Here is a 24,761-nt window from a genome sequence, read left to right on the forward strand (position 1 = left end):
TTCGTTGGGACGCAGTTTTATGAGAGGTCCGAGCACTGCTTGACGCGCTTGCCTCGCGCGCCATCTCAACCCATCCGCATGACGATGGAGGTTGCAGTGCCACGCGGCGACAAATCGAAATACACCGACAAGCAGGATCGCAAGGCCGATCACATAGCCGAGAGTTACGAGGATCGCGGCGTCCCTGAAAAAGAGGCCGAACGCCGGGCCTGGGCGACGGTGAACAAAGAAAGCGGCGGCGGCAACAAGAGCGGCTCCGGCCGGGGCAAAGCTGATACTCACGTCTCCGCCAAGAAGGGCGGCAAGACCGGTGGCGCCGCCTCCGCGCATCGTACAGCCGCCGAACGTTCGACTTCCGCCAAGAAAGCGGCGGCGACCCGCAAAAGGAACGCCGAAGCTCGCGCCTAACGCCTTCGCCCGAGTTGCGGCGCGGCGCCTGAACCTTCAGGTTGGCCGGCACAACCAGGGACGATGCGCAATGACCCAGACAATGAGGCGCGCGCTGATGACGGCAATGGGCGCGCCGTTGGAACTCGGTTGCGACGCTATTCCAGCGCCCGAACGCGGCGAGATTCTGATCCGCGTTCTCGCCTGCGGAGTGTGCCATTCCGACGTCCATATCGTCGATGGCGACTGGGGCCGCCCGGCGCGTCTGCCGCTTATTCCCGGCCACGAAGTTGTGGGTGAGGTCGTCGCTCTCGGCGAGGGAGTGACCGTCCCGGCGATCGGTGAAACCGTGGGTGTGGCTTGGAACGGCGGCGCCTGCGGCCATTGCCGCGCTTGCCTGGAGGGCGAGGAGACCATCTGCCCCGAGCGTGAGGGCACCGGCTATTCGCGGGACGGCGGCTATGCCGATCACATCGTCGCGCGCGCCGATTTCGTGGTGACCTTGCCGAAAGGTATCGACGCGGCGCGGTTCTCGCCGATCCTATGTGCTGGGGTCACGACCTATCGCGGCCTGAAGAAGGCGGCGGTGCGGCCCGGCGGCTATGTCGCGGTCATCGGCTGCGGCGGGCTGGGCCAGATGGCGGTGCAGTATGCGCGTGCCATGGGGCTGCGGCCGATCGCGGTCGATCTCGATCCAGCTAAGCTCGAACTCGCGACACGCCTGGGCGCGGTGGCGACGGTGGGGTCTGATGAGGAGCTTCCGGCCGCCTTGCAGGCCATCGCTGGCGAAAACGGCATCCGCGCCGCGGTCATCGTGGCGCCGGTCGCCAAGGCTTTCGAGCAAGGCATCGCGGCGGTGGCGCCCGGCGGCGCGGTGATCTTCATCGCTTTGCCGAGTGAGCAGAAGGACAGGATCTCGATCTCGATTTCCGACTTGGCGAATAACGAGAAACGGCTGATCGGCACGAATGTCGGCACACGAGCCGATTTGCGCGAAGCGGTGGATCTCGCGCTGACCGCCGGGATCCTGGCGAATGTGGAGACCTTGCCGCTGGCGGATGCCGGTATCGCGCTGGACCGTCTGCGGCGCGGCGGTGTGACAGGACGGCTGGTGCTCACTATGAAGGGTTGAGGCAATGGCGGCAGCGGCGTCGATGAATTGGCGTAGACCTAGAGCGGAATGTCTCTGATCTGAACCGTGCCTATTCCATCACATCATGCTCGGCGAAGGCCGAGCATCCACGCCTTCACGTGGGTGATGAAGGCAAGGCGTGGATGGCACGCCTTCGCGTGCCATGACGGATCTTTTGGCCCCGGTTCGTTACTAGATCATCACGCTCTAACCCCCAATCATTCCCCGCCGCCGCAACTCCGCGATCACCGTGTCCGCCGCCGCCTCCGGCGTTGTTTCCACGGTGCGGATATGCAACTCCGGCGTTTCGGGCGCCTCATACGGCGCATCGACGCCGGTGAAGTTGACGAGCGTGCCGGCATCCGCCTTGGCGTAGAGCCCCTTCGGATCGCGCCGGCGGCAATCCTCGATGGGTGTATCGACGAAGATCTCGATGAAGCCGCCCTCCCCTGCCCGTTCGCGCGCCAATTGACGCTCGGCGCGGTAGGGCGAGATGAAGGACACCACCACGATCAAACCGGCATCCATGAACAGCCGCGCGACTTCAGCGACGCGGCGGATGTTTTCCACGCGATCGACTTCGGTAAAGCCAAGATCGCGGTTGAGGCCGTGGCGAATATTGTCGCCATCGAGCAGATAAGTATGCGCGCCGCGCGCCAGAAGTTTCTGCTCGACAAGATTGGCGATCGTCGACTTGCCAGATCCAGACAGCCCGGTCAGCCACAGCACGGCCGGTTGCTGACCTTTCTGCGCGGCGCGGGTCGCGCGATCGACGGTGATCGCCTGCCAATGCACATTCGCGGCCCGTCGCAGCGCGAAACGAATCATGCCCGCGCCGGCGGTTGCATTCGTCACCCGGTCGATGATGATGAAACCGCCCATCTTGCGGTTCTCGGCATAAGATTCGAACGGGATCGGCTCGGCGAGCGACAGATTCACCACCGCGACATCATTGGCCGAAAGCGACTTCGCCGCGAGCTGGTCGAGAGACTCCATATCCACGCGATGCTTGATCTCGGTGATCTGCGCCGAGACCGTGCGGGTGCCGATCTTCAGCAAATACGGACGGCCGGGGAATAGATCGGCATCATCGAACCAAACGAGATCGGCGGCGAATTGGTCAGCGACCTCGGGCCGCGCGGCGGCGGCGGCAATCACATCGCCACGCGAGGCATCGCGCTCATCGGTGAAGAGCAGCGTTACCGCATCCCCCGCCTTCGCCTCAGGACGATCGCCGTCCATGCTCACGATGCGAGCAATGCGCGTGGTCTGGCCGGACGGCAGGATGGCGACGGTGTCACCGGGCTCCGTGCGGCCAGCGACGACAGTGCCGGCGAAACCACGGAAGCTCGAATCCGGGCGATTGACCCATTGCACCGGCATGCGAAAGGGCGCGGCGGCCGCCGGTGGCGTCACGTCCACCGTTTCCAGATGATCGAGCAGCGTTGGTCCCTGGTACCAGGGCAGCCTGGCGCTCGGCGCCGTCACATTGTCGCCGTGGCGGGCGGCGAGCGGAATAGCAGTGATGTCGTCGAAGGCGAAGCGTGTGGCGGCGAATTCCTTGTAGGCCTCGGCAATCTCCCGAAACCGTTCGGCGCTGAAGCCGACCAGATCCATCTTGTTCACGGCCAGCACGATGTGGCGGATACCAAGCAGGCTCGCGATGAAGGAATGGCGCCGCGTCTGGCTGAGGATGCCGTGCCGCGCGTCGATGAGAATGACGGCAAGGTCTGCGGTGGACGCCCCGGTCGCCATGTTGCGGGTGTACTGCACATGGCCTGGGGTATCGGCCACGATGAAGCGGCGGCGGGCGGTCGCGAAGAACCGGTAGGCGACATCGATGGTGATGCCCTGCTGCCGCTCCGCCTCCAGCCCATCCAGCGCCAGGGCCAGGTCGATCTCATCGCCCGCGGTTCCGAAGCGGCGCGAGGCCTGGGCGACGGCGGCGAGCTGATCCTCGAAGATGCGCTTGGTGTCGAAAAGGATGCGGCCAATGAGGGTTGATTTGCCGTCATCGACGCTGCCGCAGGTGAGGAAGCGCAGCAGCGTCGCCTGAAGCGGATCCGCCAGCGCGTCCATCAGAAATACCCTTCCCGCTTCTTTTGCTCCATGGACGCAGCCTGATCCTTGTCGATGAGGCGGCCGGAGCGTTCGGACCGGCGGGTCGCGATCATTTCGGCGACGATCCCGGCCAGCGTCGTCGCGTCGGATTCGATCGCGCCGGTGAGCGGATAACAGCCGAGCGTGCGGAAACGCACGCGGCGCATCTCGGGCTTTTCGCCGGGACGCAGCGGCAAGCGATCGTCGTCGGCGACGATGAGCGTTCCGTCACGCTCGACCACCGGCCGGTCCGCGGCGAAATAGAGGTCGGGGATCGCCACGCCATGCAGCTCGATATATTGCCAGATATCGAGCTCAGTCCAGTTCGACAGCGGAAAGACGCGGATCGATTGGCCGCGCGCGACGCGGCAGTTGAAGAGATTCCATAGCTCCGGCCGCTGATTCTTCGGATCCCAGCCGTGATCGGCGGACCGCACGGAGAAGATGCGCTCCTTGGCACGGCTGACTTCCTCGTCGCGGCGGGCGCCGCCAAAGGCGGCATCGTAGCCGCCAGCATCGAGCGCCTGCTTCAGCGCCACGGTTTTCATGATGTGGGTATAGGTGCCGGCATCATGGTCGAAGGGGTTGATGCCACGGGCACGACCCTCGGCATTCTGGTGGACGACGAGGCGGAGACCGAACTCGCGGGCCATGCGGTCCCGGAAGGCGATCATCTCGCGGAACTTCCAGCCGGTATCGACATGCAGCAGCGGAAAGGGGATCGGCGCTGGGAAGAAGGCTTTGCGCGCCAGATGCAGCATGACCGAGGAATCCTTCCCGATCGAATACAGCATCACGGGATTTCGCAGTTCGGCCATGACCTCCCGCATGATGTGGATGCTCTCATCCTCGAGCTGGCGAAGATGCGCCGCGGTGTCGCCGTGCGGCTCGAGCGAGAGGTCTGTCATTACGGCAGCGGCCTTTTGCAAAGCGATGGCGCTGTTTGATCCCGAGCGCCGAGCTTGGGAAGCGCGGATACCGCGACGGAGAGGTTCATTTTTTGGAAGCCATCGCACCCGCCTGCCGGGCGCCTCCCTGGCACAGCGAGAAACAACGACCGGGCGCCCGCGCTTAGGTTCCGCCACTGAGGGGCAAGGTCACCCATTGCGTCTCGTCACTGCCCTGGACGAGCAGGAGGATCTCGCCCCGATGCGCTCGCCGCAAGGCATCGATCCGTCCCGCGACGTCTTGCGGGTGGGCAACTGGAGCGGCGCCCAATTGCAGGATGACATCCCCCGCCGAGAGGCCCGCCTGGGCGGCAGGTCCCTTGGCAGTGACATCGGCGATGACGACGCCGTGGTTCTCAGGGACCGAATACTTGCCCCGCACCGCCGGGGTAATCGCCGTGACGGAAAAGCCGAGGCCCGCGATGCTCAGCGTGCTGGGCTTGGGCGGCGGCGTGGCCGCCGCGCTGATCGTTGACGGCGGCGTAGGGGCATCGGAGATCGCGACGGTCGCAGTCTCGCTTTTGCCGTCCCGCCAATAGGTGAGCGACGCCTTGGCGCCGACGGCGACCTCCGCGACCAGCCTCGGCAGGGCATGCATGCCGCTGACCGCATGGCCATCGAAGGTAAGAATGACGTCACCGGCCCGCAGATCGGCCACCGCCGCTGGGCTGTTGGGTTGCACGAAGGCCACCATGGCGCCGCCCGGCTGCGGCAGGCCGAGGCTCTGTGCGATGTCGGGCGTCACCTCCTGAACCTGGGCGCCGAGCCAGCCGCGGCGTGGCTTGCCGTAGCGATGAAGCTGCTCGACGACAGGCGCCACCTCCTCCGCCGGGATGGCGAAGCCGATGCCGACCGAGCCGCCCGAAGGGGAGTAGATCGCCGTGTTGATGCCGATCACCGCGCCGTCCATGTTGAAGAGCGGGCCACCCGAATTGCCGCGGTTGATCGGCGCATCCGTCTGGATGAAGTCATCACTGCTCGAGTCGTCGATATCCCGGCCGCGCGCGCTCACGATTCCGGCGGTCACGGTGCCGCCGAGACCATAGGGATTGCCGATCGCGAGTACCCAGTCGCCGATCCTGGCGGGTGCGGCGCGGCTGAAGGCCACAGCTGGCAGCGGATGGTCGGCATGAACGCGCAGCAGTGCGATGTCCATTTGCGTATCCCGACCAACCAGATCGGCCGGCAGGGAGGTCCCGTCCGCCAGTGTGACGCTGATGCTGTCGGCACCGTCGATCACGTGGTTATTGGTCACGATCAGTCCGGAAGGGTCGATAATGAAGCCGGAGCCGAGACTTTGCAGCTTGACGCCACCCTTCTGGTCGGCCTGGGAGTCGCTCGGCGGCCCAGCCGCGAAATCCTGGAAGCGCTTGTCGAGCGGCGACTGGGCAGCTGAGGAAGAGGCCGAGCTGGAGGTAGTCGCGTCCGCCTGATGGCGCCGTGGCGGGTCAAACCCCTGCTGATCCCGCCCTTGCTCCAAAGGCTGGTCCTGAGAGGGACCGGCACCAGCGCCGTCTGAGCCGCCGCTGTCGCTGCTGGAGGAGGACTGCGTGCTCGCGACATTGACTACGGACGGCAGCAGCCGGGCCGAAAGGTCGGCGAAGCCCGCCGGAGTCTCCGCGGCCGTCGCGGGGCGCAGAGGCAGTAGCGCCGCGCCGCCGAGCGGGGTGGCGGCGAGTAGCGTCGCAAGGATCGCCGATCCGGCGCGGGGCAGCATGCGGCGCATCAAGTGGACATTCCTGATCGGAGGCATGATTGTGCATCTGCGGAAGCACGACGCCAAGCGCCACGCAAGCACTGGTTACGTCGGACCGAAGCCGCGGATCGCCGCAGATCGCCCCTCCAATGCGCGTAGCGCCAGTATGGGCCGTCAAGCGACGGCACCTTCAGGAGTGTCTTTTCCATGACAAACCGTGAACCCAGCAGCCCGGACGACGCCATGGCGCAGGCGGTTCAGCGGGTCCTTGGCGGCCTGCGAAATCCGATCAGCGGAGCCAATTTGCTCTCGAGCGACATGGTGGAGGGAGTGAAGGCTGCCGGCGGCCTCGTGCAGGTTTCGCTGCGAATCGACCCTGCCCAGGCAAAGGCGATGGAGGGCTTGCGGCGTGAGGCGGAGGCCGCCATCGGCCGTCTACCCGGCGTGCGCAATGCGAGCGTGGTGCTGACCTCTCATCGCGCGGCCGCCGCTCCCGCTCCGCACGCCCACGCCCATGCGCAAGGCCCAGCACCGCAAGGCCCGGCGCATGGCCGCACCCCGGCATCGCGCCCGGCGCCGCTACCGGGGGTGGGTGCCGTCGTGGCGATCGCCTCGGGAAAGGGCGGTGTCGGGAAATCCACCGTCGCGGTGAACCTCGCGGTGGCCCTGGCCCGGCAGGGGCTGCGCATCGGCCTGCTCGACGCCGATATCTACGGGCCGAGCCTGCCCCGCATGCTGGGCGAGAGCCGCCGCCCAGAGGTACGGGCCGAGCGCATCATTCCGATCGAGGCCTGGGGGCTTAAGGCGATGTCGATGGGATTCCTGGTGGAGGAAGACTCCGCCATGATCTGGCGCGGCCCGATGATCATGGGCGCTGTGCAGCAGTTCCTCGGCCAGGTCACCTGGGGCGAGCTGGATGTGCTGATCGTCGACCTGCCACCGGGAACGGGGGACATCCAGCTGACGCTCTCGCAGAAGGTGCAGGTGACGGGGGCGGTGATCGTCTCCACGCCGCAGGACATCGCGCTGATCGACGCGCGCCGAGCCGTGCGGATGTTCGAGAAGGTCGAGGTGCCGGTCCTGGGCATGATCGAGAATATGAGCGTCTTTTGCTGCCCCAACTGCGGCCACCGCTCGTCGATTTTCGGTCATGGCGGGGCGCGCACAGAAGCGTCAAAGCTCGGCCTGCCGTTCCTCGGCGAGATCCCGCTCCTCATGGACGTGCGGGAAACCGCCGATGCCGGCACCCCGATCGTCGCGGAGCAGCCGGAGAGCGAAGGCGCGCTGGCCTTTGCCGCCATCGCGGAGAGCCTCGCCGCACGCCTGTTGTTGCCAGCGGCCTAGCCTGCCCTTCCGACCCGGCGCCTAGCTCCGTCGGGCCGAGGCGCGTCATACTGTCTTGGCGAGGCGGGCTCGTGGCTGAAGGATGAGGAGGGGCGACCCATGGCGGATCGGGACAAGCTAGCGGCGCTGCGAGCGAAATACGGCAATGCGGCGGGCGGCGACATCTTCGACCCCGCCTTCGCGGCCGTCGCGGCGGGCCAGTTCAAGGGCGGGGACCGGCGCGCGCTCCCCTACGCCAATGCCGCGACCTTCATGGGCCTGCCCTATCGGCCCGAGGCGCCGGACCAGCCACAATTCGGCGGCCTCGATATCGCGGTGGCGGGTGTCACGATGGACCTCGGCGTGACCAACCGCGCCGGCACGCGACTGGGGCCACGGGCGGTACGGGCGATCGAGCGGATCGGTCCCTATGAGCATGCGCTACGGCTGGCGCCGGCGCAGATGTGCCAGGCGGCCGACGTGGGTGACGTGCCGATGCGCAGCCGCTTCAGCCTGGAAAGCTGCCACGAGGATATCGAGGCCTTCTACACGAAGGTCATCGCGGCCGGCGTGGTGCCCTTATCGGTCGGTGGCGACCATTCCATGACGCAATCGATCCTGAAGGCCGTGGGCCGCGAGCGACCCGTCGGCATGATCCATATCGATGCCCATTGCGACACCAGCGGACCCTATGAGGGCACCAAGTTCCAGCATGGCGGCCCCTTCCGCCAGGCGGTGCTGGATGGCGTGCTGGACCCCGAACGCACCATCCAGATCGGCATTCGCGGCGGCGCGGAATATCTCTGGGAGTTCTCGTACGACTCCGGGATGACGGTACTGCACTCCGAGGACGTGCACGGCATGGGCATCCCGGCGGTGATTGAGCGAGCGCTACAGGTGGCGGGCAGCGGGCCGACCTACCTCTCCTTCGACATCGACAGCATCGATCCTGGTTTCGCTCCGGGGACGGGAACGCCCGAGGTTGGCGGGCTGACGCCGTTTCAGGTCTTGCAGCTATTGCGTGGGCTGATCGGTGTCGATGTGATCGGCGGCGACGTGGTGGAGGTGGCGCCGCAATACGATGCGACCACCAACACGGCACAGGTCGCGGCACAGGTCCTGTTCGAGATCTTCTGCCTCTCGGCGGCATCGCTGAAGCGGCGGAAGGCGGGCGCTTAGGCCGACTTCCGCGCTGGAACCCCACCTGTCTCGCAAAACACGAGGGTTTCGTCAGGCTCGTCGAAGGGCGGGCATCCCCGCCTAGCCTTCGAGCCGAGAGCAAAGGCGTGGATCTTCGGCCTTCGCCGAAGATGACGTTGGAGAGTGACTACAGCCGCCAGCCGGTGTCAGTACGGCACGCCCGCGACACGATGGTGCTTAAGGGCCTGGGCATACCATTCGAATTCGCCGAGGAATCTGCCGAGAGACCTAGCCATCCCTTCGGCCTTCGGCGTGCCGTCTTCGTCGATGGCCTGGCCGATGCGGGGGATAGGGAAAAGGCTCGGGATGCTCGGCATGCCGAGTTCGGCGAGGGTCATGCGGAGCTGCATAGCGGCGCGAACGCCGCCGAACTGGCCAGCCGAATAGCAAAGGATTGCGGAGGGGCGCCAGAAATACTCCTCCAGGAAATGGTCGAGCAGGTTCTTCAGCGCCGGCGGAATGCCGTTGTTGTATTCAGCGCTCACGATCATGAAACCGTCAGCCCGCCGATAGAGGGTCGCGAGTTGCTCCAGCTGCGCCGGCGCCTCGCCCTTCGGATGCTCCTTGTACATCCGGTCGAGCAAGGGCAATTGTAGTTCCAACGGATCGACCAGAACGGGCTCGTGGCCGCGTTCGGTCAGCGCATTGAAGATGAGCCGCGCCGCCCTGATGCCTTGGCGGTCCCGACGGACAGAGCCGAGTAGAACCGGGATCGTCAGCCTCGTATCGGCGGTGGGCATCGCTTGTCTCCTCGCGGTTGAGCAGAGGTATCCTAGCTCGACGTCACCCAATCGCGAATGAGGCGCCTCCTCGCGGGGTTATGACCGCCCCTTTCGCGAGCGGAGATTGCAGCAGGCCACTCGGCACCCGAGATGCCCGCCTCGGATCCTGGTGGGAGAACAGTCTCGTGAGAGCTTTAACATGGCACGGCAAGAGCGACATGCGGTGCGACACGGTGCCGGATCCCAAGATCGAACATCCGCGCGATGCAATCATCAAGGTTACGGCCTGCGCGATCTGTGGCTCCGACCTGCACCTGTATGACGGCGTCATGCCGAGCATGAAAAGCGGCGATATCATCGGCCATGAGACCATGGGCGAGGTCGTCGAGGTCGGCAGCGAGAACAAGGCGCTGAATATCGGCGATAGGGTCGTGGTGCCGTTCACGATCTCCTGCGGCGAATGTTTCTTCTGCAAACGCGGCTTCTTCTCAGGCTGCGAGCGCAGCAATCCGAATCACGCGATGGCAGAGAAGATGTGGGGACATTCCCCAGCCGGGCTCTTCGGCTACTCGCACATGCTCGGCGGCTATAGCGGCGGTCAGGCGGAATATCTGCGCGTGCCTTTTGCTGATGTCGGGCCGATCAAGGTGCCCGAGGGGCTCAGCGACGAGCAAGTGCTTTTCCTGTCCGATATTTTCCCGACAGGCTATATGGCGGCCGACTTTTGCAACATCCAGCGTGGCGACACGATCGCCATTTGGGGCTGCGGGCCGGTGGGACAATTCGCGATCCGCAGTGCCTTTCTGCTCGGCGCCGAGCGGGTGATCGCCATCGATACGGTGCCGGAGCGTCTTGCCATGGCGCAGGCGGGTGGCGCGCAAACGCTCGACTTCAAGACGGACGACATCTTCGACCGCATCCAGGAACTGACGCATGGGCGCGGCGCTGACGCCTGTATTGATGCGGTGGGAACGGAGCCTGATATGGGCTCAGGCTTCGATGCCGTGGTGGACCGTGTTAAGGTCGCGACCTTCATGGGCACGGACCGCCCGCATGTGCTGCGTCAAGCGATCCATTGTTGCCGCAACTTCGGCACGGTTTCGATCGTTGGTGTCTATGGCGGGATGTTGGATAAGGTGCCGATGGGATCGGCCATCAATCGCGGGCTAACCTTCCGCATGGCGCAGACACCGGTGCAGCACTACCTGCCGTCACTGATGGAGCGCGTGGTGAAGGGCGAGATCGATCCTTCGTTCGTCATCACCCACCGCGCCACGCTGGAGGAAGGTCCCGAGTTATACAAGACGTTCCGCGACAAGAAGGACGGCTGCATTAAGGTTGTGCTGAAGCCGTAGCAGAGCGCAATGTCCTTGGCCTGAAGCTAATCGTTCCACCACGTCATGCTCGCCGGAGGCCGAGCATCCACGCCTTCCTTGCTCAACGAAGGCAAGGCGTGGATGGCACGCGGGGGGCCGCCCCGCCTTAGCATGCCATGACGGACCCTTTGGGCGCGGTTCAGTATCAGACTGTCGCGCCTATGCGCGCGCCAGCGCCTGTTGCAGGTCGCTCAGAATATCGTCGGGATGCTCAAGCCCAATCGACAGCCGGACATAACCCGGCGTGACTCCAGTCTGTAGCTGTTCCGGACCCGTAAGCTGGGAATGCGTGGTTGTCGCGGGGTGGATCGCCAGGCTGCGCGCGTCGCCAATGTTCGCGACGTGGTAGAACAACCGAAGCGCATCGATGAAGCGCCGGCCTGCCTCGGCGCCATCTGCCAGCTCAAAACCAACGAGCGCGCCATAGCCCCCCTTGAGATAGGCATCCGCCCTGCGCCGCGCCTCGCCGGTCTGCAAGCCCGGATAGATGACGCGCGAAACCTTGGCATGCCCGCTCAAGAATTCGGCGACACGCTGAGCGGAGCTGTTGTGCTGACGGATGCGCAGCGGAAGCGTTTCCAGACCCTGGATGAACTGGAACGCGTTGAATGGCGACACCGCAGCGCCGATGTCCCTCTGCAACACCACGCGGGCGCGCAGCACAAAGGCGACAGGGCCGAGCGGCTTCGCCGCTTCTAGCCAGACGGCGCCGTGATAGGCGGGATCTGGCTCGCTGAGCAGCGGGAAGCGAGCGGCATGTTCCTCCCAAGGAAAATTGCCGCCATCGACAATCGCGCCACCGATTGAAGTGCCGTGGCCGCCGATGTATTTGGTGGTCGAATAAACGATGATCGCCGCGCCATGCTCGAAGGGCCGCGCCGTCAGCGGAGCGGCGGTATTGTCGAGAATGAGTGGTACGCCGAGCTTGCGGCCGATCTCGCTCACTTCGCGGATCGGGAAAACCTCGAGCTTCGGATTGGGCAAGGTCTCGCCGTAATAAGCGCGGGTCTTGCTGTCCGTCGCACGGGCGAAGGCTTCCGGATCGGCGGGATCGACGAAGCGTGTCTCGATGCCCATGCGCTTGAGTGTATTGGCGAACAACGCCCAGGTACCACCATAGAGATCCGTGCCGCTGACGATGTTGTCGCCGGCCTGCGCGACGTTCAGCACTGAGAAAGCCGAGGCCGCTTGGCCGGAGGCGAGCGCCAGCGCGGCCGCGCCGCCCTCCAGGGCCGCGAGCCGCTGCTCGAAGGCGTCCTGCGTCGGGTTGGTGACACGCGTGTAGAGGTGGCCGAGTTCCTGAAGCGCGAACAGCCGGCTGGCATGCGCGGTGTCCTGGAACTGAAACGAGGTCGTCTGATAGATCGGCACCGCCACCGCGCCGGTCGCCGGATCGGACCGGTAGCTACCGCCATGAAGTGCTATGGTCTCCGGCTGCCAATCGGCGCGGAAACTGGCGTCTGACGGCAGGTCGCTCGGCTGAATATCGGGCATCGGTCTTTCCCCTTCGCAAAGATTTTGGGAGTCAGGAGGCGGCCAGCAAATCCGCGTGGTGGCGTTGGGCAACATCGGGATGCGAGCGCAGCCGCCCCTTGAGGGTGTTCTGACCGACCTGATGAAACAATGGATTCTGCGGGTCACGGTCGAAGCCGGGCGCCTCGGCGGCCAGATGGGGCGGCAGCCGCAGCACCGGGACCGTCGCGTCCAATCGCGCGCCCAGGAAGAAGGCGGCCGATAGCCGCTCGCGCCCGGAAAGCGGGCTCACGACGCGATGCATGGTCGCCTTGAGGTAGCCGTCCGACGCGAGTTCGAGCAATTCGCCGATATTGACGACAAAGGTGCCCTCACGCGGTGCGGCGTCGATCCACACGCCCGGCGAGGCTTCGACTTGCAATCCGCCATTCTCATCCTGAAGGATCAGCGACAGCAGCGCGCTGTCCTTATGAGCTCCAACCCCCTGCTCCGCATCCTCGGCGACGCGCCCGGGATAGCGGATGAGCTTGAGGAGCTGGTGCGGCGCGCCGTCATAGATCGGCGCGAAGACATGCTCGTCCTGCTCCAAGGCCAGGGCGAAAGCCCGCAGGATCCGGACGAGGACCTGCGTCACCTGCTCCTGCCACTCCAGCACCACGGGCCTCAGGCTTGGCAGCGCGGCGGGCCACTGGTTCGGGCCTTGCAGCCGGGTATAGGGCGGGGTGCCCGAGGATTGCGGTATGGGCGCGCGCTCGGCGCCGACATCGAGCTGCTCGCGCCAATCGGGCTTGCCGCGCGTAAGCTCAAGACCGGCACGGTTATAGCCGCGGAAATGCGGCGAATTGACCATCGCGATGGCCTGCTTCTCGTCCTCGGGAAGGGCGAAGAGCTTCGTCGCCTGATCGAGCACGGCGCGGTTCAGGTCGGACGGAACGCCGTGATCCGTGACGTAGAAAAATCCGACCTCACGCGCCGCGCGCCGAAGATCGGCCAAGAAGGCGCGGCGCACGGCAGCATCTCCGTCAAACCGCGACAGAGCGAGTGTTGGAAGCACACGAGCCGGCGACAAAACGTTCATTTTTGACCTCGCCCCAAACTATCACGATTTCTTTTCGTGATTTCTCGCACGGGCTACCAGTCGCGCGGGGCGCTTCCGGCGTCAATAGATTTCGGATATTGCACGATCCGCAACAGCTATAAGCGCTGCCTGGCGGCTCAGTTGAGCCAAACCCGCCGCAGCAGCGCCTCCAGGGCCGAGGCAGGCACCGGAGGGCTAAAGAGATACCCTTGCGCCTGTGTGCAACCTTGCGCTTTGAGAAATTCCAGTTGGGCGCGAGTCTCGACACCTTCTGCGGTCGTTTCGGTGCGCAGGTTGCGGCACAAGCCGATGATGGCCTGCACGATCGCATCTCCGCCATTCCGGTCCGGCAGGCCGCTGATCAGCGACTTGTCGATCTTGACCTTGTCGAAGGCGAAGGTGCGAAGGTAGCTGAGCGAGGAATAGCCTGTGCCGAAGTCATCCATGACGATACGCACGCCCTTCCGTCGCAGCGAAAGCAGAGTTGCCGCATTCGTCGAGGTATCCTGCAACAGCAACGTCTCGGTAACCTCGAGTTCCAGCCGATTGGCCGCGAGGCCAGTGCTGGCAAGCGCCGCGACGACATCGGCCTCCAGGTTGCCGATATTGAACTGCACGACGGATAGATTGACCGAGACACTGATCGCCTCAGGCCAGGAAAGAGCGGCGCGGCAGGCTTCCGTGAGAGCCCAGCGCCCCACACCCACGATCAGGCCGGTTTCCTCGGCAAGCGGGATGAACTCAGCGGGGGAAAGCAGCCCGCGCGTTGGATGCTCCCAGCGCAGCAATGCTTCGAAACTGACGAGGCGGCCGGTCGACAGCTCAATCAGGGGCTGGAAGAACAGCCGGAATGCCTGCTTTTCCAGCGCGTCGCGCAGGCTGAGCTTGAGCGCCTGGCGCGCCTGCAAACCCATATCCATCTCGGATTCGAAATGTCTGTACGAACCCCGGCTGGTCGTCTTTGCGCGATAGAGTGCCGTGTCGGCATTGCGGAGCAGTCGCTCAGGCCGGCTGGCGTCTCCTGGGGCGAAGGCGATGCCGATGCTGCCGCCTAGCACCACGGTATGTCCGTTCAGCTCCGTGGGCTCGCTGAGAACCTGGAGGATCTGATGGGCCAGTTCATCGACCTCGCTCGGGCAAGTCACCCCGCCGCGCAGCACCGCGAATTTATTTCCGACATAGCGCGCCACGGTATCCGTGGGGCGGAGACAACTGCCGATCCGGTCGGCGGCCAGCCGCAGCAACCCGTCTCCGGTGTCGTGGCCCAAAGCGTCGTTGGCCGCCCGGAAATTGTCGAGGTCGATACAGAGGAGCGCTGCCATATTGTCCGGGTCCGCCAGATCGAGCGCTTGCGACAGCCGGTCGTTCAGGAGACGCCGGTTCGCAACGCCTGTGAGGGCATCGTGATGCGCGAGGTAAAGCAGCTTGGCTTCAGCCCTTAGCCGCTCCTCCTCGACCCGGCGCTGATCGGTGATGTCGAGCGACAGGCCGACGGCGCGCATCGGCGTACCGTCCTCTGAATAGACCCCGCGGCCCGTTATGCGGATCCAGTGAATGCTCCCGTCGGGCCAAATGTTGCGGTATTCGACCTCGTATGCCTCGCCGGCCGCCAGGGCTCGCTCGATCGCCTGGCTGCGCCGCTCGCGATCCGCCGGGTGGACGGATTCGATTAGCCGATCGTAATCCGAGAGGTCTTCACCACGCCTCAGCCCGAAGTTGAATGCGCAAAGATCGGAGGCGGTGACGCGGCGCGTGTTGAAATCGACCTCCCATGCGCCGAACTTTCCGGCCTCCAAGGCAAAGCGTAGCCGCTTCTCGCTTTCCTGCAGCGCCAGATCGGCGAGCTTGCCATCATGAATGTCCTCGAGTGTCCCATACCATTTTATGATTCGCCCGGCATCGTCGCGCCGCGGGGCCGCGCGGGAGCGAAACCAGCGGTAACTGCCGTCCGCCAACCGCAGCCGGTATTCATGGTCGAGCGGCTTTCCACTGGGCAACGACACCGCCCAGGCGGCCTGAACGGCGGAGAGGTCATCCGGATGTACTGCCTCGGTCCAGGAATCGCCTCGCGGCGAGGCCGGTGACAACCCGGTGAGAGCCTGCCAACGCGAGCTGGCTTCCTCCATTTTGCCGGCGGCCGAGGCCGTCCAGGGAATTTGCGGATTGAGCTCGACCGCATGGCGATGGTGGATCTCGCTCTCACGCAGGGCCGCAGCAGCGCGATAGAGTTCGAATCGCGAGGATGCGTCCTTGGCAAGCTCAGCCAGCGCATCGGCGGCGGCGGGACTGAAGCTGCGCGGTTCGGTGTCGAGGACGCAGAGCGTGCCAAGGGCAAGGCCCTCGGAGTCCGTAATCGGCGCTCCGGCGTAGAAACGAATGCCACATTCTGGGGTTACCGCCGGGTTATTCGCGACACGCGGATCGAGCCGCGCATCGGGTATCACCGTGACCCTGTCAGGGGACAGGATGGTGATCGAACAAAACGCCAGCGAGCGCGGAACGTCTAACCCTCTGGGAAAGCCATAGGCCGACATGGTCCACTGCCGCTCGACATCGACCAGATTGACCAGCGCCATAGGCATGCTGAATTCGCGTGCCGCGAAATGCGTCAGGCGGACCAAATAGGGGTCATCAGGGGTGTCAAGCACATCATGCGCCAGCAGCGAGCGAATTCTTTCTGCTTCGTTCGCTGGCCTTAGAGCCGAAGCCATCTGTGCCTAACTGCTGTGGAAACGTCGCATGATTAGAGAGGAAACTGAGCGACTCTGCAACTCCCGCGAGTGCACCGGGCCATTTTGTGTCGCAATCGGCGCTCTGATCGGAAAATGGCAAGGTCTCACCCACTGCATCGAATCTCGTAGAGTCTAGCCGTAGGCTAGGCGGATTCGTCCCGCGCTAATCGCAGATGCCTAACTTCAGAATTGGACCATCGTTCTTGCCGTCTTCTTGGGCCGATCTTCGGTACAGCCCCAAAAGACTTTAATCGTTGCGAGACGCTGATCGTGGCGTCAATTTTCGCAATCACCGCCCGGCGCTTCAGCACCACACAAACGCCTCGCAGGCTAACCCCATCAAAACAATATCCATAGAGTAACGTCGCGCATTACGGGGCAAGGACTCCCCGTGGGAGGCGGCCAGCGGCGTGCATCTCTGATGTCGCACGCGCTCATGAGGCTTCGCGGACGCATCGATATATACAATCATGAAGCGTTGAATCTGGGCCACGGGAAGCGGATGCGGGTGCGGTAGTCCTGGCAATCGCGGTATGATAACTCTCAACCGCCGACCGACCGGGATCGGGCCTTTCGGCCGCTGGTGGAGCGGCGCTGGCTGATCTAAGGAGGCTGTGCGGAGCCGCCCCGACTTCGGAGCGGCCGGCCAGAGAGGGAGCCTAAGAGTGTCGGGCATACTGAGAGAGATCATAGGGTTCCTGGTATTCCTGGCCCTGGCCCTATTCGTGTTCTTTCACTCCCGGCCGAATTCCACGCATGACCAGCGTGTCGGCTTCATGATCGTCATTGGCGCGTTTTTCTTCTTCTTCACGGTCTATAACTGGAAGTTCGTGGGCTTCTGACCCCTCGGTCGCCGGGCTATCAGGCGGCCTCGAGCCGGACGTCCTTGATGTCGCGGAAGGTGAGATCGGGGTTGGTCTCCATCGCCCGGCGCATCGTATAGGCGGAACTGGCGAGATAGACCGGGTCGCCATCGACGTCATCGGCCATGGACGTCCTCTGCGCCGCCACGAATTTCGCGAGCGGCACCCGCTCCCCGGAAACCCAGCGGGCCACCGAATAGGGCGTCTGCTCGTAGCCGATCGCGACGCCGTATTCGCCGGCGAGACGGGTCAGCAACACGTCGAGCTGAAGGGTGCCGACCACGCCCACGATGGGCTGCGAGCCATCCTGCGGGCGGAATAGCTGCACGACGCCCTCCTCCGCCAATTCCTGCAACGCCTGCCGCAATTTCTTGGCCTTCATCGCATCGTCGAGCCGCACCCGGCGCAGCAACTCGGGCGCGAAATGTGGCACGCCGACGAAGTTGAGGCTCTCCTCCTCGGTCAGAGTATCGCCGATGCGAAGCGTTCCGTGATTAGGAATGCCGACCACGTCGCCCGCGAAGGCCTCCTCGGCCAGCGCCCGGTCCCGCGCGAAGAAGAACTGCGGCGCGGTCAGCGGGATCGTTTTGCCGGTGCGGACCTGTTTCAGCTTCATCCCGCGCACCAGCCGGCCGGAGCAAACGCGGGCGAAGGCGATGCGGTCGCGATGATTCGGGTCCATATTCGCCTGGATCTTGAAGACCAGGGCTGTGACGGCAGGCTCCATTGCCTCGACCACCCGAGTATCCGCAGGCTGGGCGCGGGGCTTGGGGCCGAAATCGGCCAATGCGTCGAGCAGATCGCTCACCCCGATCTCCCGGATGGCGCTGCCGAAGAAGACCGGCGTGAGGTGGCCTTCCATGAAGCTGGCCTCCTCGAAGACCGGCAGCGCGGCACGGACGAGATCGACCTCCTCCCCGAGCGTGATCATGCGATCGTCGGACTGCGGCAGCTTCGTGGTGAGGTGGTAGTCGCGGGTCCGCAGGTCATAGGTGCCGACAAAGTCGCTGGCACGGCCCACGGGCCAGGTGACCGGCGCGGTATCCAGCGCCAGGGTGGCCGCCACATCGTCCAGCAGTTCGAAGGGGTCCCGCGCCTCGCGGTCCATCTTGTTGATGAAGGTGATGATCGGGATATTCCGCATGCGACAGATCTCGAACAGCTTGCGGGTCCGCGCCTCGATCCCCTTGGCGGCATCGATCACCATCACGGCGGAATCAACCGCCGTCAGCGTGCGGTAGGTATCCTCGGAGAAATCCTCATGCCCCGGCGTATCGAGCAGGTTGAAGACGCAGCCGCCATATTCGAAGGTCATGACCGAGGTGACGACGGAGATGCCGCGATCCCGCTCGATCCCCATCCAGTCGGAGCGTGTGGAGCGGCGCTCCGCCTTGGCGCGAACGCTGCCGGCGAGCTGGATGGCGCCGCCCGCTCGCAACAGCCGCTCAGTCAGCGTGGTCTTGCCGGCGTCAGGGTGCGAGATGATGGCGAAGGTACGCCGGCGCGCGATCTCGGTGACCAGGGAGGTAGGGCTATTCATCGGACACCACCGTAGCCGGATGATGCCGGGAAGGCCGTGATGGCCCTCGGATCGCAGGCGAGGGTCGGGGCAGGCATCACGCGTCCAATCAGTTGCGGGAGATCGATCCGGCGCGCGGCAAGTGGTGGTTCGGCGCAACCGGAGCCCGGGCGGCCGCTGATCACGGCGCCGCCCCGGACATCAGAGCAGCCTCATATCGAAACCACCTGCCGGGCTCAAGACCCATGCCGGAACACCGGCTGTCGCGAGACCTTCGGATTGACCGGTCGGCGGCCAGCTTAGCCTAAGCGGATCGCCTGCGTGGTGGCCGGGCTCTGTTCCCCGTCAGCCTCGATATGGACTTGAGGTATGTCGTAGCTGACCGCGCCGAAAGCACTGCCGAAGGCCACATCCGCGGCATCGCGCCCGACGCCGATGCGCACGAGCCCGGCGGGATCGGACATGCGGGTAGGGTCGAACAGATACCAGCCGGGCCCGTTGGGACCCTGGAGAAATGCCTCGAAGACCGCATGGAAGTCCGGCGGATTGAGGCGGAAGGCATAGGCGCTGACATAGCGGGCGGGGATGTTCATCGTGCGGCAGAGCGCGATGCCGAGATGCGCGAAGTCACGGCACACACCCGCGCGCTGCGTTACCGTGTCGAAGGCCGAGGTCATGGCGTCCGAGACGCCGCCCTCATAGGACACGTAGTCGTAGATCCAGTTGCAGATCCCGTTCACCCGCGTGTAGCCGGGCTGAAGCGCCCCGAAGGTGCTGCGCGCGAACCGGTCGAGCTTGTCCGATTGGCAATAACGGCTTGGGTTGAGGTAGGGGAAGACATTCAGAGGCAGATTGGAGGGATTGAGTTCGGTAACGGCATTGGGATCTTCCAGGCTGGGCGTGAGACTGACGACCGCCTCATACTTCACGATCAGTTCGCCCGGCGACGCGGTCACCCGGAGATAGCGGTTGCCGGTCTCGGGCATCTGCCACTGCTCCTGCCGCAGGGTCGGCGCGATTTCGAGGCGTTCCTCCTCGATGACTTGCCCAGCCGACTGCTGCGCCTCCACGTTGAAGATGAACGTCGTTTCGTTTGTGGTCCGATAGCCGAGCCTGCAGCCGAGTCTGAAGCGCATTGCTGGTTCCCAGGGCCAATGATCTGCCAAGCTTACGCGTGGGCCGAGCGGCTCGAAAGACAAGAGCGGGAAGCCCGGTGCGCGCGAAAACGAAAGGATTGACGATGGTGGATCGCAAACCCTTGGGCACCTACCCCCTGGCGAACGGCCGGATGATCGGCCGGGTCGAGGTTCAGCGCCTGACTCTCCCGCCCGGCGGCAAAACAGGCCTGCATCGCCACCCCTGCCCGGTTATCAGCTTCGTCGTCGAGGGCAGCGTCACGGTTCAATTTCTCGGCGAGGAGCCGCATACCTTTACGGTAGGGCAAACGGTCTTCGAGCCTGCCGACACCACCTTGCAACGCTTCGACAATGCCTCGGACTCCGCGCCCGCCGTCTTTATCGCGACCTACCTGCTCGGTGAGCAGGACCGGGAGCTGATCCACTTGCTCGAATAGGCTCGCCGTCTCGGCATCGGCGGTAAGCTGTGCCAGACCGTGTGAGGCTGAGACGAACTAGAGGACCGAGACAATGAGCGACGAAGCCAAGCCGCGCGGATTGCGTCGCGGCCTCACCAACTACGGCGATTTCGGCTTCAGCGGGTATCTGCGGCGGTCTTTCGCAAGTTCCATGGGCTACAGCCGGGAGATGCTGGAGCGGCCGATCGTCGGCATCTGCCATTCCGAGAGCGGCTTCAACAACTGCCACCGCGCCATGCCGGAACTTGTCGAGGCCGTGAAGCGTGGCGTTCTGGCGGCGGGGGCGCTGCCGATCGAATTTCCCACGGTTTCTCTCGGCGAGGTCTTCCTGGTGCCGACCAGCCTGAAGTTTCGGAACCTCATGTCGATGGATGTCGAGGAGATGATCCGCGCGCAGCCCATGGATGCCGTCGTTCTGGTCGGCGGGTGCGACAAGACCGTGCCGGCGCAGCTCATGGGCGCGGTCTCCGCCGATCTTCCCGCGATCCAGCTGGTGACCGGGCCGATGTCGACCGGCCGCTATCATGGCGAAAGGCTCGGTGCCTGCACGGATTGCCGCCGCTTCTGGGCGCGCTACCGCGCCGGCGAAATCGATGACGTGGAGATCGCCGAGGTGGAGCAGAGGCTCGCAACCACGGCCGGCACCTGCGCGGTCATGGGCACCGCCAGCACCATGGCCTCGATCGCCGAGGCGCTGGGCATGATGCCGGCCGGGTCCGCAGCCGTTCCCGCGGTGGATGCTTTGCGGCTGCGCCTCGCGGAGGAAACCGGCCGCATGGCCGTTGGGCTGATTGGCTCCGACCTCACGCCCAGCCACATCATCACGGAGCAGGCGCTGGAGAACGCCGTGCGCGTTCTGCTCGCGATCGGCGGATCGACCAATGCGGTGATCCACCTTGCCGCGATCGCCGGGCGGCTCGGACTGCAACTCGACCTCAAACGGCTCAACGTCCTGTCCGACACGACACCGGTTCTGGTCGATCTCAAGCCGACGGGGGCTTTCTACATGGAGGATCTCGCCGCCGCCGGAGGTATTCCCGCCGTCATGCGCGAACTACGCCATCTCCTGAACCTCGATTGCCTGACAGTCACCGGGGAGACGATTGGCGAGCGGATCGAGCGCTGGGATCCTTGGGTCGATCGCGCGGTTGTCCGGGCGCGCGACCAGCCGGTTCAGGATGAAGGAGGGCTTGTCGCGCTGTTCGGCAATCTTGCGCCGAATGGGGCCATTCTCAAGCGTTCGGCCGCCGATCCGAAGTTGTTCGAGAAGGAGGGACGATGCGTGGTTTTCTCGTCGCTCGATGATCTCGCCAATAGGATTGACGATCCGGATCTTGATGTGCATGCCGACGATATCCTTGTGCTCAAGAATGCCGGGCCGCGTAGCGAGTCTTGCATGCCGGAAGCAGGCTATTTGCCGATCCCCAAGAAGCTCGCGCGCGCCGGGGTCAAGGACATGCTGCGAATTTCCGACGCGCGCATGAGCGGCACGGCTTTCGGGACGATCGTGCTGCATGTTTCGCCGGACGCAGCCTCGGGCGGTCCGTTGAGCTTCGTTGAGACGGGCGATGTGATCGCGCTGAGTGTGCGTGACCGAAGCATCGAATTGCGTGTCGCGCCCGACGAGTTACAACGCAGAAAAGCCGGGACCGCTCCGGCCGCCGCCGGTCCGGCGAAGCGCGGCTACGACTGGCTGCATAGCGAGTTCGTCACACAGGCAGAGTTTGGCTGCGATTTTCGGTTCTTGATGAAGGATGCGGCGGATCGCTGAAGCGGCAGTCGCCTATATTCAACCTATCTTGCGCGCGCCTCGCGGGCGCCTCGTCATGCTCGGCGAAGGCCGAGCATCCACGCGTCGCCTTTGCGCCGCGAGTAAGGCGTGGATCCTCGGCCTTCGCCGACGATGACGTTGGAGACTTTGCCAAAAAACTCGCAGCCGTCATCCGGCAAATTCCGCGCGAATGGCGGCGGAGTGTTCGCCGATGCCTGGAACCTTGCCAAGTCGCCGATTGCCACCGTCTATAAGAACCGGCGCCGCTACAATATCGGCCGTGCCATCCGTCAGTTCGACCCGCGAACGCCGCAGAGCGGGATGGGCGGCGAGACCGCTCAGGTCATTGACGAAGCCGAACGCCGTCTGCGCCGCACGCAGACGGACAGAAGCCGTCTCGCGGTCAAGCGCACCAAGCGAACGGCCGACACGCGCATCCACGGCCTCACGATGAGCGACGCGCGTGGTGTTGCTCTCGAAACCCGGCTGCCGCGGCAAATCAGGCTCCAGCAGAACCTCATTGCAAAATTTCGCCCACTCCCGCTCGTTCTGAATCGCAATCAGGACCAGGTGGCCGTCACTTAGCGCGAAAGCGCCGTAGGGGCAGATGGAAGGATGCGCGAGATCCACACGCTTCGGCGCATTTCCGGTGCCCTCGAAATACAGCAGCGGCACATTCATCCAATCCGCCATGGCGTCGAACAGGCTGACCTCCAGCCGCGCGCCTTGCCCGGTGACGCCTCGGCTGATCAAAGCCTCGAGCACCGCCGAATAGGCATACATGCCGCAACTCACATCGCAGACGGAGACGCCGACACGCCCCGGCCCGGCCGGATGGCCGGTGATGGAAGCGAGACCGCTCTCGGCCTGCACGAGCAGGTCATAGGCCTTCATGTCGGCGTAGCTGTTGCCGGTTCCGTAGCCGGAAATATCGACGGTGATCAGTCTGTGATGCCGTGCACGCAGCTGCACGCTGTCGAAACCCGCCCGCGCCGCGGCTCCCGGCGCCAGGTTCTGAATGAAGACATCGGCGCGCGCGACAAGGCGATGCAGAAGCGCCGAGTCCTCTGCATTCTTGATGTCCAGAACGAGGCTTTCCTTGCCGCGGTTGAGCCAGACGAAATAGCTCGACGTGCCATGCACGGCGGCGTCATAGCCGCGCGCGAAATCGCCTTCCCGCCGCTCGATCTTGATGACCCGGGCCCCGGCATCGGCGAGACGTGAGGAGCAGTAAGGCGCCGCCACCGCCTGCTCCAAGGCGACCACCAGCAGACCGCGCAACGGCTTGCCGGGCTCCGGCCTCGGCGCGGATCCCGGCTGCGCCATCAGGCGGCCTTGTGCTTGATGGCGATGGTCTTCAGCGTGCCGAAACCGTGCAGCGCCGCGAAACCCTTCTCGCGCCCATGGCCCGAACGCTTCACGCCACCGAAGGGCAGCTCCACCCCACCACCCGCACCATAGTTGTTGATGTAGACCTGGCCGGATTTCACACCATGCGCCAGGCGCAGCGCGCGCCCGATATCGCCCGTCCAGATGCCAGCGACCAAGCCGTATTCAGTGCTGTTCGCGATGCGTAGTGCATCCGCCTCGTCCTTCATACGGATGGCGACGAGCACCGGCCCGAAGATCTCCTGCTGGGCCAAGGGATGATCGAAGGGCACGTCGCCGATCAGTGTCGGACGCACATAAAACCCGTCAGCCGAAACATTAGTGCCGAGATCGCCCTGAGCCAGGATCGGCAACCCGTCGCGCTCGGCCAGCGCGAGGAAACCCTCTATCCGCTCCTTTTGCACCGCATTGACCACAGGACCCATATCGAGATCCTGGTCCGATGCACCGATGCGGAGCGCCTTAAACCGCTTCGCCAGATCGGCGGTGAAGCTGTCATAGGCACGATCCTCGATGATCACGCGGGAGCCGGCGCTGCAGGTCTGACCAGAATTCTGCGTGATAGCGCGGGTTATGGTGGCGGCCGCATCGTTCAAATCCGCATCCGCGAAGACCACCTGAGGCGACTTGCCGCCAAGTTCCAGCGTCACCGGAATCGTGCGCTGGGCGGCGGCGGTCTGCACCAGCGTGCCGACCTCGGGCGATCCGGTGAAGCTGATGTGGCTGACACCGGGATGCGCGCATAACGCTGCCCCGGCTTCCTCGCCCAGCCCGGTGACGACATTGAGGACGCCGGCTGGAAACCCCGCCTCCTCCGCCAGCCGCGCCAGTGCGAGCGCCGTGAGCGAGGTATCCTCGGCCGGCTTGACCACGATCGCATTGCCCATGGCGAGCGCCGGCGCAATCGAGCGGCCAGTCATCTGCAACGGATAATTCCACGGCAGGATATGCGCCGTCACGCCATGCGGCTCCCACACCGTCATCACGGTGAAACCGTCCTGGAACGGAATGGTTTCGCCGTGCACCTTGTCCGCCGCGCCGGCATAGTATTCGAAGTAGCGCGCGCAGACGGTGACATCCGTGCGTGCCTGGGACAGTGGTTTGCCGACATCGAGGCTTTCCAGTTTCGCGAGGCTTTCCGCGTCGCGCCGGATGAATTCCGCCATGCGGAGAAGCAGCCGTCCGCGCGCCGCCGCATCCGTCCGCCCCCACTCGCCCTCCACCGCCGCCAGCCCTGCCCTAACGGCCGCATCGACGTCGGCGGCGGTGCCGCGCGCGATGCGGCCGACCTCCTGGCCATCGGATGGATTGATGATCGGCAGCGTCTGCGCGCCCGCGCGCCAGGAACCGCCAATGAACTGCTGTTGTGTCTGCATGCCGAGATCTCCTCTTTCCCCGCCTATCACAGCCCGGCAGGCCGAGATCGTGCTCGACCAGATATGGCAGGGTCATATGCGTG

General features: G+C 64.7%; 19 protein-coding genes. 8 read left to right on the top strand and 11 right to left on the bottom strand.

Features of this window, described 5'->3' with window-relative positions; all coding sequences use genetic code 11:
• The first annotated feature begins 96 nt into the window (after positions 1-96).
• The gene (locus GSQ92_RS08510; RefSeq protein WP_158802840.1) at positions 97-408 is read left to right on the top strand and encodes a plasmid stabilization protein; all 312 of its coding nucleotides are present in this window, start codon (positions 97-99) and stop codon (positions 406-408) included.
• Positions 409-478: 70 nt separating this feature from the next.
• Positions 479-1,519 carry an alcohol dehydrogenase catalytic domain-containing protein gene (locus GSQ92_RS08515; RefSeq protein ID WP_159013360.1) on the top strand — a complete coding sequence of 347 codons (1,041 nt, stop codon included), beginning with the start codon at positions 479-481 and terminating at the stop codon, positions 1,517-1,519.
• Positions 1,520-1,726: 207 nt separating this feature from the next.
• On the opposite strand, the gene cysN is transcribed toward GSQ92_RS08515, so the two are convergent.
• From cysN to GSQ92_RS08530, 3 genes are all read right to left on the bottom strand, one after another.
• Positions 1,727-3,598: a sulfate adenylyltransferase subunit CysN gene (gene cysN, locus GSQ92_RS08520; RefSeq protein ID WP_158802842.1), complete on the bottom strand. Its 1,872-nt coding sequence runs from the start codon at positions 3,596-3,598 to the stop codon at positions 1,727-1,729.
• Positions 3,598-4,527, bottom strand: coding sequence for a sulfate adenylyltransferase subunit CysD (gene cysD / locus GSQ92_RS08525; RefSeq protein WP_158802843.1), 930 nt, complete (start codon positions 4,525-4,527; stop codon positions 3,598-3,600). The genes cysN and cysD overlap by 1 nt, the downstream gene beginning before the upstream one ends.
• 163 nt (positions 4,528-4,690) lie before the next feature.
• A complete protein-coding gene (locus GSQ92_RS08530) occupies positions 4,691-6,292 on the bottom strand; it encodes a Do family serine endopeptidase (RefSeq protein WP_159013361.1) in 1,602 nt (533 codons plus the stop codon).
• 177 nt (positions 6,293-6,469) lie between these two features.
• On the opposite strand from GSQ92_RS08530, the gene GSQ92_RS08535 reads away from it, so the two are divergent.
• Both GSQ92_RS08535 and GSQ92_RS08540 read left to right on the top strand, forming a co-directional pair.
• The gene (locus GSQ92_RS08535) at positions 6,470-7,606 is read left to right on the top strand and encodes an Mrp/NBP35 family ATP-binding protein (protein WP_158802845.1); all 1,137 of its coding nucleotides are present in this window, start codon (positions 6,470-6,472) and stop codon (positions 7,604-7,606) included.
• A 99-nt stretch (positions 7,607-7,705) separates the two neighbouring features.
• The gene (locus GSQ92_RS08540) at positions 7,706-8,764 is read left to right on the top strand and encodes an agmatinase (protein ID WP_158802846.1); all 1,059 of its coding nucleotides are present in this window, start codon (positions 7,706-7,708) and stop codon (positions 8,762-8,764) included.
• Positions 8,765-8,931: 167 nt separating this feature from the next.
• Here the strand turns inward: GSQ92_RS08540 and GSQ92_RS08545 are convergent, their stop codons facing one another.
• Positions 8,932-9,525 (bottom strand): NADPH-dependent FMN reductase, encoded by a 594-nt coding sequence (locus tag GSQ92_RS08545; protein ID WP_158802847.1) that lies wholly within the window; start codon positions 9,523-9,525, stop codon positions 8,932-8,934.
• Positions 9,526-9,692: 167 nt separating this feature from the next.
• Between GSQ92_RS08545 and GSQ92_RS08550 the strand changes: the two genes are divergently transcribed.
• Complete coding sequence (locus GSQ92_RS08550; protein ID WP_158802848.1) at positions 9,693-10,862, top strand: zinc-dependent alcohol dehydrogenase; 1,170 nt, start codon at positions 9,693-9,695, stop codon at positions 10,860-10,862.
• Between the two features lie 180 nt (positions 10,863-11,042).
• On the opposite strand, the gene GSQ92_RS08555 is transcribed toward GSQ92_RS08550, so the two are convergent.
• The 3 genes from GSQ92_RS08555 to GSQ92_RS08565 form a co-directional block, all read right to left on the bottom strand.
• Positions 11,043-12,377, bottom strand: coding sequence for an O-acetylhomoserine aminocarboxypropyltransferase/cysteine synthase family protein (locus tag GSQ92_RS08555; protein WP_158802849.1), 1,335 nt, complete (start codon positions 12,375-12,377; stop codon positions 11,043-11,045).
• 31 nt (positions 12,378-12,408) lie between these two features.
• Positions 12,409-13,434 carry an isopenicillin N synthase family oxygenase gene (locus GSQ92_RS08560; protein ID WP_158802850.1) on the bottom strand — a complete coding sequence of 342 codons (1,026 nt, stop codon included), beginning with the start codon at positions 13,432-13,434 and terminating at the stop codon, positions 12,409-12,411.
• A gap of 137 nt (positions 13,435-13,571) precedes the next feature.
• The gene (locus tag GSQ92_RS08565; protein WP_158802851.1) at positions 13,572-16,082 is read right to left on the bottom strand and encodes an EAL domain-containing protein; all 2,511 of its coding nucleotides are present in this window, start codon (positions 16,080-16,082) and stop codon (positions 13,572-13,574) included.
• Between the two features lie 749 nt (positions 16,083-16,831).
• Here GSQ92_RS08565 and GSQ92_RS08570 point away from each other — a divergent pair.
• The gene (locus tag GSQ92_RS08570) at positions 16,832-17,008 is read left to right on the top strand and encodes a hypothetical protein (protein WP_158802852.1); all 177 of its coding nucleotides are present in this window, start codon (positions 16,832-16,834) and stop codon (positions 17,006-17,008) included.
• Between the two features lie 19 nt (positions 17,009-17,027).
• Here the strand turns inward: GSQ92_RS08570 and GSQ92_RS08575 are convergent, their stop codons facing one another.
• Together GSQ92_RS08575 and GSQ92_RS08580 are read right to left on the bottom strand one after the other, a co-directional pair.
• Positions 17,028-18,569 carry a peptide chain release factor 3 gene (locus GSQ92_RS08575; protein ID WP_158802853.1) on the bottom strand — a complete coding sequence of 514 codons (1,542 nt, stop codon included), beginning with the start codon at positions 18,567-18,569 and terminating at the stop codon, positions 17,028-17,030.
• Positions 18,570-18,847: 278 nt separating this feature from the next.
• Entirely contained in the window at positions 18,848-19,684 is an 837-nt protein-coding gene (locus GSQ92_RS08580) for a transglutaminase family protein (protein ID WP_158802854.1), read from the bottom strand.
• A 104-nt stretch (positions 19,685-19,788) separates the two neighbouring features.
• Here GSQ92_RS08580 and GSQ92_RS08585 point away from each other — a divergent pair, with 104 nt between their 5' ends.
• Entirely contained in the window at positions 19,789-20,121 is a 333-nt protein-coding gene (locus GSQ92_RS08585) for a cupin domain-containing protein (protein ID WP_158802855.1), read from the top strand.
• A 73-nt stretch (positions 20,122-20,194) separates the two neighbouring features.
• Positions 20,195-21,913: a dihydroxy-acid dehydratase gene (locus GSQ92_RS08590; RefSeq protein WP_159013362.1), complete on the top strand. Its 1,719-nt coding sequence runs from the start codon at positions 20,195-20,197 to the stop codon at positions 21,911-21,913.
• A 168-nt stretch (positions 21,914-22,081) separates the two neighbouring features.
• On the opposite strand, the gene GSQ92_RS08595 is transcribed toward GSQ92_RS08590, so the two are convergent.
• Positions 22,082-23,239, bottom strand: coding sequence for a CaiB/BaiF CoA-transferase family protein (locus GSQ92_RS08595; protein WP_159013363.1), 1,158 nt, complete (start codon positions 23,237-23,239; stop codon positions 22,082-22,084).
• Positions 23,239-24,678: an aldehyde dehydrogenase family protein gene (locus GSQ92_RS08600; RefSeq protein ID WP_158802873.1), complete on the bottom strand. Its 1,440-nt coding sequence runs from the start codon at positions 24,676-24,678 to the stop codon at positions 23,239-23,241. Before GSQ92_RS08600 ends, GSQ92_RS08595 begins: the two co-directional genes overlap by 1 nt.
• Positions 24,679-24,761: the final 83 nt, after the last annotated feature.

Origin of the sequence: Acidisoma sp. S159, assembly GCF_009766125.1 — a bacterium.
Lineage (GTDB): Bacteria > Pseudomonadota > Alphaproteobacteria > Acetobacterales > Acetobacteraceae > Acidisoma.